This window comes from Vogesella perlucida (assembly GCF_979366545.1).
The window spans coordinates 17,093-28,924 of sequence record NZ_CEETRO010000018.1 but is presented as its reverse complement, the minus strand read 5'-3'; the positions used below and the strand labels follow the sequence as shown (position 1 = coordinate 28,924).

Below are 11,832 nucleotides of genomic sequence, written 5' to 3'. Positions count from 1 at the left end.
TGTCCTTGGAATACGGCAGCGTCACCGACAGTGCCTCGTCGGCGCCGGCGCGCTTGGACGGCTCGATCAGCGTGATCAGCTCGCCGAAAATGCGCGAGATATTGCCACGGTTGATTTCGTCGATGATCAGCACATGCGGCAAGCCAGTCGCAGAGGGCGCAAGGTTGGCCGCAGGCGAGGGCAGCTGCTTGCGGATATGCTCGGCAATGCCTTTCACGTAGCTGGCGCAGTACAGCTTGTCTACCCGCTGGCCCGCCAGCACGGCGCGAATGTACTCGATATTGGCGGGCAGACTGATAGCCGTTTTGCTGGCCTGTGGTTCGCACGTCAGCGTGGTATTACCTTCGCCATAACTCACCAGAAACTGCTTGCCTGTCGCCGTGTGTAGCATCTGCGGCTCTTCTGCAACCTGCTCGATAAAAGCATCCAGCAGCGCATTCAGATTCACGCTTTCCGGTGTGGCCGATGCATCGTCGCAAATCTGCTTGAACACGCCGTCTGCCACACGATATTGCACCTGCCCGTTTACCGTCTCCGCCCGCAGTCCCTCCACAAAATCCTCGTAGCTGAAGCTCTGGTGAAAGGTAACAAAGCGCACGCGCTGCTCGGCGGCCAGCTCGTCAAAACGGGTTTTCAGCGCAGCACGTGTGGCCAACCTTTGTGCGGGTGAGGCAGCTTTATCATCATCCACCTGCTTGTAAGCCGCCGCCGCAGCCGGGTCGAGAATCTGCAGGGCCGCGTAAATGGTTTCATAGGTTTTGCCGGTGCCAGGTGGGCCATACAGAATCTGATTCAGGGGTATAGGCATAGATCTCTCATTACCATCACGAGTGCCAGTAACAGGCAAAGCATTTTCTTCTGCCATATAAGCATCCAATAGCTTCTTGAAATGCTCTTCATTTTCAACTGTAACAAGTACGGCAGGATGTCCGGTGCACAATCTGGGTGCATTGGCTTGTAGCCCGCTGTGACGAATTCGGTCTGCAGGGTAGAACTCTGGCTTGCCGAGCGTTTGGCCTATCAGATCCTGCCATCGGCCTGGCTCCAAAAACAACGATGGAGTGATACTTTCCCGATTGATGGCCAGTTGCCTGCCATCCGGCAATTCATAACCCGCCTTTTTTTTGGTGGCAGGCTTTACCGGCTTGATATCACTTATATCGTCCAGCAGGGCTCGCATTCGCTCTGTTGACCATGCCTGCTCCATTTGGGCAGCCTGCTCCCACAGTTGTTTGCTGAAAGTCATCAGAGGTGTGTCGCCCCGCTTGGCCATTAATGCCTTATGAGCTGCAGCCAACTCTGTTGATTTATCAATGCCACTCAACATTCTCAGCCAGGATGCACGATAAATAGGCAGGATAGTTGGCTCAGCCCGGTTCTGATAAAGAAACGCTAGCTTCCATTTGGTTGCGTTACCCAAATCAACCTGTTCCACAACAGCAAAATCTCCACACCTTGCAGCAGTTGCAACAGCAAGAATAATCGACTTGACCCTCTCGAATGCCGCTTCTGGGGAGTCGCCGTACTTGCTGTACCATGCATAGTGCTCAGAGTAGGTGCTACCACCACCGCTCTCCTTAACGGTCTTGTCTTTGCGAGAGAAAATGCCGAACTTGAAGGCAGACCCACCCCAGATAGACCCGAGATTCTCCGTTTTAGCTTCAAGCCAATAGGTAAAGGAGTCGCTATCTCCCGCAGTCGAATACTGCGGCAACGTCAGGCTTGGCAATGCCTCCAGCGGCCAACGTTGCAGAAAATCATCCCAGACCTGTTCCGGTGCCAAACTCACACGCATCCCTCCAGCAGTGTTAGTACTATCATTGTTCGTTTCATATTCGATTGATGCTGACCTGTAGAAGTACACGAAAGCGGCTTCATCAGCCCCCCAAAGTCGACCTTGGGCTATCAACCCTTATAAGGGCCAGCGTATTGGCACGGGCTGCAATCACTGGCGTTCAAAGCGGAGATAAGCCTGTGTTGGGTAATCTCCATGGCCAATGGCTTTACCTTCCATACGGGCAATCGCATCGATTTGCTGCTCTGCCGTGGCATGGAAGTCGAACAATTCACGGTTGTTCTGCGCCCAATAACTGACCCCCTGATCCAGGCAAATACGTACCTGCTCTCCATTGTCGAACAAGACATTCAGCTCGCGCGCGTGCTGGCAGCGCTCGGAAACTGGGTTACTCGCCAAAGAGAGACCTGCGTACTCGAATAGACCCGCCAGCACACGATCACGCATTTGCGCGTCCAGCCAATCATGGCTTCTGAACGCTGGTGCATACCCTCTGCTGGCAGCCGCCTGGGCGCTAGCGGCATTACGGAACAATGGCTGCGTTTGCAGATGTATTGCTGGCAAGCCGTAGCGACCAGCAGGCGTTTGGCCAAGTGCGTACAAAAAGTCCAGCAACAGTGCCAATACGAGTGGTGACTTCAGATAACGGTCGGTATAGCTGATTGCAGCTATGTGTCGATCTGCGCTGCCCAGTAGACTGTTGAGTTTGCTGTTTCCGGCACATAGCCAATTCCAAAAGCGCTTGCCAAATCCCTGGATTGAACCATTGCACTGGTGATGGATATCAAGCTGCTGGTCGTGTGGCATGGCCAAGTCGGTAAACAATTGGCTAGTGTCCACCGGCTGCAAGGTTGGCCACCTGTCGAGTTCACCCTCAATCACCTGGATACCATCTGGGCTATCTGCCCAGTTTGCGTCTGCTGTCAGCGTGCAGCTATGTGCTAGCGCCCAAGCTTGCACCTTGCCCGCAGCGCTCCTGCCCAACACGGCCAGTTTCAACGCAACATTACTTGGCCTTGCCAAAGAGCAGGACACCAGCGATAAACCCAGCTCAGCTAGTGCAGCAAGTTTTCTACGGCTGCCTTCGTCTATCTTGTCCAGATGCACATCGGGCACGACCAAGGCCACGCGATAACCATTTGCCAGGCTGTATCTGAGTTGTGCCAACAACCCCGTTGCTGCAGCCAGGTCCCATTCTGCAGCCCCGCCTTCAGGCCAGAACACCAGTTCGCAGCCGGGTTGCTGCAATTGATAGCTCCGTAATGCCTCGGCCAACTCGCCTTGCGCAAGCTGGCTGGAGCCACCAAAAAGCTTTAACTCGTCTGGCAGTCCCATGGCATGCAGCCAAGAGGCGTCGAGGAAGTCGATTGCCTTGAGTCGGTCCAACAAGTCGGCATGGTGCTGAGTATCAAACGTGATCAGGCAATGTTCACACGCACTCAGACACTGGTTTGCGCTGCATTCTAGATGTCGGCGCACAGCAGCCCACACCTCTGCAGACCGCAATAGCGCGTCTGCTTGCGAGGTATAGCCGGCACTACCTTGATCAAAAATCTGAATCGCACACGCGGCTTGCAGCCCATCAATCAGAATCTGGCGGGTTGTACAACCCAACTCCTCTTCCTGCACACCGAAGTGCTGAGCCAGTACCGTTCGCAAAGCCACCGCCAGGGAATATGCCGTCGTAGCGTCGGTTAACGGCAATCCGGTTGTTCCGTGCATTAATACGAGCTCGCAGGCATCTGTTCTGGTGTCGTGCCCTAGATGAACGTGCGTTTTGATCTTCCAGGCAGATTCACTGCCAGTACAGTTGCCCGTTGCCCCACCCTTGCCTTTACCACCGCGTAGGCGCTTATGCGTTTCTCCTTGCCGGAAAATTCGTGGCAAGAATTCCTGGTCAGCCGTAGCTTCCGGATCCGGATGAGAAAGCATGGGTTCGGCCCGGCCACAATCCAGGCATATCGCAAAGCCATTTCTGCCCTGCCCCCTGTTATGTAGGAACAAGTGCGCTTCAGCACTGCTACGCAGCCTACCCAGTGCAGGATTAAGCAAAGGTTGCCAGGCGGCATTCACACTTAACCTTGGCTGCTCGATCGGTACGTATACCGGCTGGGAGATATCGGTATGCGGCTCGGAAAACAAGTCAACAGAAAAACCGGAAGGCACCAGATAGGGCAAGATCTCCGAAGCCACCAGTGCAGCACCGCACTCCTGGCAATGTTCTGGTCGCCCTACACGTGTATCACCACTGGCACCGCAACGGCTACAACGCCAAGCGTGCTTGAACAGCTGGATTTCCCGCACCGCGTCTTCTGATGCTGGCATGTGCCAGTTCAGCGTGACGCCAGCAGAGCGGTAAACCAAACCATCCATCACGATCTCGGCACCTGGAGCATATTCACGTAGCGCGATACCCCGCTCTCGTGAGGCCAACTGCCGGTAGCGTCCACGGTTGTCCTCCCGTTGATGCCTTACAGCTCGGGCCTCTTCTCGCTTGAGCTGCCCCACAGTCAGGTTGTCGAATGGCACGATATCCGTAGGAAACCCATAACCGGGCAAGAAACGTCGAGTCGCCAATTCGGACAGCAAGTACTCATCATTCAAACGCTGCATCTGCAATTCGATTGCTTTCAGGGCTGGGCTGCTTTGGTCTTTTTCATCCCCAAAAAGCTGATGTTTCCGTTGCTCGATAGCGCTGGCGGTACCCTGCCACTCCTCTGCGATGGCATTAAGCTGGCATCTGCACTGGTCAACAAGTTGTATCAAGGGTGCCCCCTCGAGGACTGTCGACTTAATCAAGCTCTGCAGCACCGCGCGAAGATCCAGAGACGCTGCCAGATGCTTATCAGCACTCGCGCACCACATAGCAAAACGATCTGCTACAGAAGCGCCGGCTTCCTTGTTAAAAAAGGCATAACAGGTAAACTTGGTCAGCTCGCCGTCCTTCACGTGATGACGCAGCCAGCGAGACAGCAGGTAGGCATTCAAGTGGCGCTGGATCAAATCATGGCTGTTGAATGCAACCGACGGAATAGTGATCTTCTTCTTGAATGGCCACAGCGTATCCTGAAACACGGCCTGATCGTGCGCAGACCGCTTGCACACTGTCATGGCAACAGAACGGCCTTCGCGACGTCGACCCGCACGGCCTGCCCGCTGCAAGTAATTGGCAGGATGAGGCGGAACATTATTCATGGCCACCACCGTAACACCGCCAATATCCACACCCATTTCCATGGTGGTAGAACAGCTCATCACATTCAGCTTACCGGCTTTGAATTGACCTTCGTAGCGCCGTAAACGCGAAGCACTTTGCTGTGCCGAGTGCTCGGCGGCCCGGAAAAACTGGGCGCCTTCGACAATACGGTCATGCAAATCCGACCATAACCCTTGCTCGCGCAGCATAGCGACACCCGGCTGATCATCCAGCCATTGTCTGGCCCGAACAATCGCATCGTTCTGGTCCAGATCGCCACCAAACGCACGGTCGTAGACAGGAATATCAAACCACTGCAGCGGTTTGCCGTAGTACCGGCTTGCACTCTGATAAGGGGTCGTGCCCTTGAACGGCGTATCCAGAAAACGCCGGGTAATCGGACACAATGCAGCCTGGGTGATTAATTGCAGCTCCAGCTGACTAAAGTCCAGTGCATAGCCATTATCTTCTTTGCAGAGAATCCTCACGCTGTCTGCTGTGAGCTGCTCCCATGCGGCCTGCAGAATGGCATCAATCGCAGTGCGATTGGCCTCGGCACTCCAGCCAAATACAGTCGTCAGCAAGGTGATAGCCCTAGCTTGACGGTTTTTTGCCTTAACCATACCGCTATCGGCATCACGCTCGGCTAGCCGCACTTGCGGCCAGCGTCTTATTCGGCTGGACTCTTGCTCTTTTGAGGAGGGTGGCAGCAATATCTTGAGGTTGACCTTTTGCCCGATCAGCTTGGTAAATTCCGGTTGCGAAAAGCGAACAAAACTGTTTTCGCGCACGTAAAAATCAAGCAAAACCTTCAGGTAATCTTTCCAATCCTGCAAATCCTGCTCGGGATTACCACTCCGGGGCCACGCTTGCGGCACGTCACGGATATTGGCCAATGCCGGGTATGAGACCTTGACCAACCCCATGGTTTCCAGCGAGTTCTGTCGCCTGGGTCGGCGGCAAAATTCGGCGAGTAGCAACATCTCCGCCAAGGAAACAAAGTCACCATCGCTAAACTTGTCCGAGATTGACCTGTAGTAATCCAGCAGCTCTTTCTGCACGGTAGAAGCACTTGCCAACTTGCTCTGCAGCTCTTTCCAGCCCAAGACAGCACATTGCGTCGCTGCGGCTTGCTGCAACAAGCCTTCATACACGCGCATCTCGCTAGCGCGCAAAGACTCATTTCTTGATAGTTTGCTCTTGTAATACTCAATATCTTCGAGATCTTCAGCCGACAGGCTTCGCCCGGATTTGCTTGCCAGCAAGCTGTGATAGATAAATGAACGCGCAAAGGTACGCTCGGCATCCTGCTGTAGTTTCACGGCAATTCTGGCCGTACCTTGACGGCTATCCGTAAACGAAATCAGTTTGCGGCCTCGAAACGGCTTGGTCAGCGGCTGGTCAGGATCCTCAGGACAGAACTCTAGTAGCGTCGAAATGACGGTACTCAGCGTGAAAGGGGCACCCACCCCCATGCGCCGCATCACGCCTCCTGGTTTGGCGTGGTGACAACATGGACAATCCCCATTACCTTCATGAATGACAATTTGCACAGCGCCGCTGCCAGGTACACCCGCAAGGCGATGTGTTTCCAGATTCAGCCAGGCTTCTGAGGTCTCATCGCCAATACGCTGGTTAGTCAGCAAGATCTTTGTGCTTCTCTGCGTATTATCGGGGAGCTCTTCCTCTTCGGTTTGATCCAGGTTTAGCGCAAAACCATCGTCCTGCGGCAGAAGCGGCACACTCAGCAAGTCGCCTTTCTGCGCGGCCTGCAGGAAAAGCTCGCTACACTCCAGGCATTGCACAATCGGCAGTACCGGGGCACCGCAACCACAGCGGAGACGCCCGTCGGTGTAGAGCTCGCCAAAGCGCCAATCCGAGCTTTGCTTGAGCGCATCGGCTTTTTCTGTACACGCGGAGTTGGCACAGCAGCCAATAGACGACAGGATGTTGTGGAACAGATGTACCCGCAGAGGCAGAAATACTTTCTCGCCATCAGACGTACCTGTCAGCATATCCAGCCAAGCCAATACATCCTGCGAGCTCATGCCGGTTTCGCTCACCAGCTCGGACAGTTTGCGAGGGCGCGCACCTGCTGCACCGATAAAGCATTGCCGCAAGTTGGCCGCAATCGGCGTATCGGCCAGCGCCTGATAGCGCACCATACTGCTTTCCTGCTCAGGCTCAAGAGCAGCAAGATCAGCCAGGGTATAACGTGCGTCTTCGCGCTGGATCAGAGCCGGAATATGACGACTGCCATGTACCACATTAACTTGTGATGTACTGACACCAGCCATATCAGCCAGGAATCTACGCAGCTTTTCGGTGGTTTCCGAGTCATTGCCAAACGTAGCCGAGGTAGCCACAAAGCGCACGTTCTCCGGTTTTACTCCGAATGCAGCCATTGTTCTACGCAACAGCAAGGCCATTTCCGCAGCCTGAGAGCCCATATGGGTATGGGCTTCATCCAGCACAATCCATTCCAGCTTGCCTTGGGACTGTTCCAGAATCGGCGTATCTTCACGCCGGATCAGCATGTACTCCAGCATGGTGGCATTGGTAACCAGCATAGGTGGTGCCGATTTGCGCAGCTCTTTACGGTCGATTACCCGACCTTTGTAACCTTCACGTTCGATCTCCTTGGCTTCGTTCGGCAAATTGCCGGTGTAAAGGCAATATCGCAGCGCGCCATTGAACTCATCTGTCCAGGCATCCAGGCGGTTTTGCTGGCTGGCAATCAGCGCATTCAGCGGATAAATGAAAAGTGCCCGTACGCCCTGCAAGCGCCCTTCATTTTCAGACTGGTGGGCCAAGCGGTTCAGAATCGGTACCAAGAAACACTCAGTCTTGCCCGAGCCGGTACCGCTGGTCACCACCAGTGATCTTGCAGGCTCCGCGGCCAACGTTTCCCACGCAGCTAACTGGTGGCTATAAGGATGACGGCTGCCAGGAAATCTATACTCGTCTGCCAATTGTTTCGGCGGCGAGGCCAAGGCTTTTTTCAGCCGCGGGTGAAGCAGAGAAGCCGGTAAATCTGCCAATACAGGCTCTGCCTCTTGCCAGCCAAAGGTTGGCTCAAACACAGGGTCTGCCAGTAAGGCATGACGACTTCCAGGCTGGTCACCCAGCATTTCTGCCAAGCGGCGGCGCATTCCGTCATTCGCAATGCCAAGCAGGCTCAGCACCGACCGGACGCCGCGTTGGCGATGCGCCTGGATAAGGGGTTCAATGTAAGGGCGGTAAACAGCATTCATACGTCAATCAATCCATCATCAAGGGCGCATACCATGGCCACTTTGTAAGCCTCGTCGAACCAATGGGCATCGAAGCTTCGATAATTCCTGAGCGCAACCAGGCGGCTACGGCTATCAAGCCAATCAGGTGCGTGGCCTTCAGCAATGTCATAGGCAATTGCCAATGGGGCTACCGCAAGTGAAAACTTCCAGTCATCCTGTGGCAATCTGAAGCGATGCAGCAGGCGGCTCCCCTCTGCCGAGTTGGCAAATCTGTTTGCATAGCTTTTCAGTTCCACAGGACCTCGCCCGGCATGACTGATGCGCTGCATCAGCCCCTGGACGTCGCTTGTCTCCGAATGCAACAACCGCTGCAGCCACTCTTTACGAAGCACGTCAGGCTCTGCCAGCAGCATCTTGACCTCTTCTGGCAAATGGCGTGACAGACCGCAGGAAAGCGCCACCGAAATAGAGAGTTCCAACGCGGGATAGACCCGACGCAGCCACTCGAGGCTGGCTTCCATTTCCCGCTTCAGCAAACGCTTTTCCCGTTCATCATCCTGATCACACATCGCAACCCGTGCTGACACGGCGTGTCTCCAGTCTTGCGGTGATGTCAGCAACCACTCGAAAGGCAGCTCGGAACTGAGCCGGGGCGCGATGGTTTCAGCAAAGCCGTCAACGGTTAACAGTGCCATGATGACTGCACGGGGCGACCGGGCAAGCGCCACCCACAGGTCTAGCCCCGCCAGCGGCAGGTGTCCCAGCTTGCGCACATAATGCTCAAGCAGTTTCCAGTCTGCATGCCCTGGGTTATCCGCCATTTGCTCGAATTGGCTCTTTAAGGCTGCCAGCCGATCCGGGCGCTGCACCAACGCCATGGCCGCACGTAAACCCTGATGCTGACGTACCGGTCCGGCAAAACGCTCCTCCACATACCAGGCGATGGGCCGGCAATCGAGCGCCGAACCGGCTTCCGGATAAATCAGCCAGACACCGGGCTGGAATCGTTCAGGGTCAAACGCCCAGCGGCCGGTACACGCCAACTCGGTGTACTTGGCCTCCAGCACAACGGCTTCACTTTCTGGCGCCAACATTGGTAGCGCCAGCAAGCGGCTTGCCCGCAATACCTCTTCGGCCGGTAGTACCACCGATTCGGCCAGGGCAACATGCCCGGCCTCGCGAATCAATTTGTCCCGATAGCGTGCCACGGTCAGATAGCGAGACTCCTGACCATCGTGTTTTACCGAGATACGCACCTGTGCATCCAGCTCGTTCACGCTGGCCAACAGCTGGCGAACGTCGTCTTGCAGCTCGAACAAGCGCAGATCCGTCACCGTACTGCCCCCGGCGAAATTTACCGGGAAACTTCTGTTCGCCAGCTGCATGCCGGCACTATCCTGCAACAGTAGCTGTACCTGCCAACGCTTGGTGCGGGTCGACTGGATACGGATGTGCAGGTTCAGCAAATCGCCCACCGAGACGCAGCGCCCCGATGCCACCGTCTGTTGCGCATCGGTGTAAACAAACGCCCCCTCGGCAGGGTAAGGCACAGTCATGTTTTGCACGCCGCTGGGCCAGTGCACCACCAACTGAAGGCTGAGGGGTGGTGTGGCAGAAGTCTTTTGGCAGTTCAGCGTCCAGGTATTGCCTTCGCGATGCGTAACAACCCTTGCGAGCTCGGTAACTGTCTCGATGGCCTCTGCCGGCCAGCCATGCAAGATGACCGCGCCATCCATCAAGCCATTGTCACAAGGTTCAATGCTCAACGTTGCCTGGGCAGGCAGGCAGACCGCACGCGCCCTGCTCTTCACCTGACCATTGCGTTTCCATAGCAACCAACCCAAACCCGACTTTCTTGGCCCTGCCAGGGGAAGATGGACGCCCTTCTCGAACTGCCAGAACAGCTCGCTGGCCGGCAGCTTGCGGCGCTCACCGGTAGGCAATACCTCGTAAGCCTCCTCATCCCCGGTAAACACACGCGGTGGACGAGACTGGGCACTCTCAATACCCCGCCCCCGCCAAACCACAACGCCGGCGTCACGGGCAGAAACATCACCGCAGATAATCTGATAGAGCGTGGCTTTATGGGTAATCGTCAGGTCACCAGAGCGCGTACGGAGCCATTCGCGATCCGCATGCTTACCAAGCGGTTCCGGGTCTTCTGTCAGGTGGAAACTGGTTGCTCCAGGTGGCACTAGCACCAGGCAGCTGGCATCGCGCAGCCTCACATCCCCGCATCCGAGCAAACGGGCAACCGGTGCCGTATCCTCGAAAACCCATGGCTGCTGCTCCTCCGGCGCGTCACCACCGGGCAACTCGATCTCGCCAATCGGCTGGCCAAAGCGGGATAGCTCTAGCGCAATATCCATACCGAACCAGGATGGCGGCAAACTGGTCACGGCGACCTGCACCTGAAACACACCATCGCGTCGAATCAGTTTGCCGGCATGCAAAGCGTGATCCTGAGCAGTCAGCACCAAGTCAATTGCAGCGGGCAGCACCAGCTCCACATCTGCCAAGCCCAGCAACTCGAGCAGCCGCTCTGTCTCGATCCGTGCGGCGGTTTCCAGCCCAACCTCCAGGCGAGCAGGCTGCCCCTGCGAGTCAAAGCGCAACTGCCTTACGATCTGGAACAGTCGCTGCTCGCGACTGGCCTGCGCACGACGCACCAAGCCCCCCAGCAGTGCACGAGCATGCTCCGGGTCCAGTTGCAGCGGGAAATTGTCAATCCACCCCGGGTGCACACGATCCAGCCGCTGCACCGGGTCTTCCCCGGCCGTGGCCCCAGCTTCGGTATTCAAACGCTTGACGGTCTGCAATACATCGCCCAGGAGTTCCAGCACATGGCGCTGGCGGTAGCTCTCGGGCAAAAGGCGGGCGCCTTCGGTCAGCGCTGCCATCACTTGCGCATCGCTCATGGGGAGGCGGCTGCACGTCATCTCGTGCTGCACCATGTTGAGCAACTTGCTAACGCCACTGGCGGCCTCTTCCAGCAGACGCAGAGGCAGGCCACCGTTCGACACCACGCGGCCGATATAACGTTTGCCCCGCTCGATCTGGTCTTCCAGGCACCAATAAGCAACGGCAGCGCTTACCCACTCACTGCGCATAAGCTGAGGCACGTCTTGTTGAATGCCGGCATCGCGCAATATCGGGCCCCATGCCCATGCACCTCCAGCATAGGAACGTTTCCACCACTCCGCCGCAAACAGAAACCAGCACGCACAGAACCCTCGCTGCTTGTGCAGCAAGCTAATGACAGCTTTGCTACCTGCATGCTGGCGCAACAGATTCCTCAGCACGTCAAACTCGTCGACCGAAAGACGATAGCGGTACAGCGGGCGGCCATCGGGCCGGGCCAACTCTCGACGCTGCAACATGGTAGTTAGCCAATCGGCAAATGGCTGGGCAGATTGCGCATTTTTTTGCATGGTTGTTATCCCCTATTTCTCGTACTGCAAACCCGCTTGGTCGCATGGCGACGCAAACCAACCGGGGGCACACATTCTGAAAATGCCAGCTGAGCTGCAATGCTCATCAGAAAATGTCATAGCGATAAATATAACATATCGAAATGACGTATTTGAGAAACAAAACATACACAA

General features: G+C 55.9%; 2 protein-coding genes and 1 pseudogene. All 3 read right to left on the bottom strand.

What is annotated here, in order from left to right; translation table 11 throughout:
* Positions 1 to 1,789: pseudogene (locus tag ACZ9XP_RS17465) on the bottom strand (hypothetical protein); the annotation flags it as partial.
* A 156-nt stretch (positions 1,790 to 1,945) separates the two neighbouring features.
* The gene (locus tag ACZ9XP_RS17460) at positions 1,946 to 8,245 is read right to left on the bottom strand and encodes a DEAD/DEAH box helicase (RefSeq protein WP_465188910.1); all 6,300 of its coding nucleotides are present in this window, start codon (positions 8,243 to 8,245) and stop codon (positions 1,946 to 1,948) included.
* Positions 8,242 to 11,658: an STY4851/ECs_5259 family protein gene (locus ACZ9XP_RS17455; protein WP_465188909.1), complete on the bottom strand. Its 3,417-nt coding sequence runs from the start codon at positions 11,656 to 11,658 to the stop codon at positions 8,242 to 8,244. Before ACZ9XP_RS17455 ends, ACZ9XP_RS17460 begins: the two co-directional genes overlap by 4 nt.
* Positions 11,659 to 11,832: the final 174 nt, after the last annotated feature.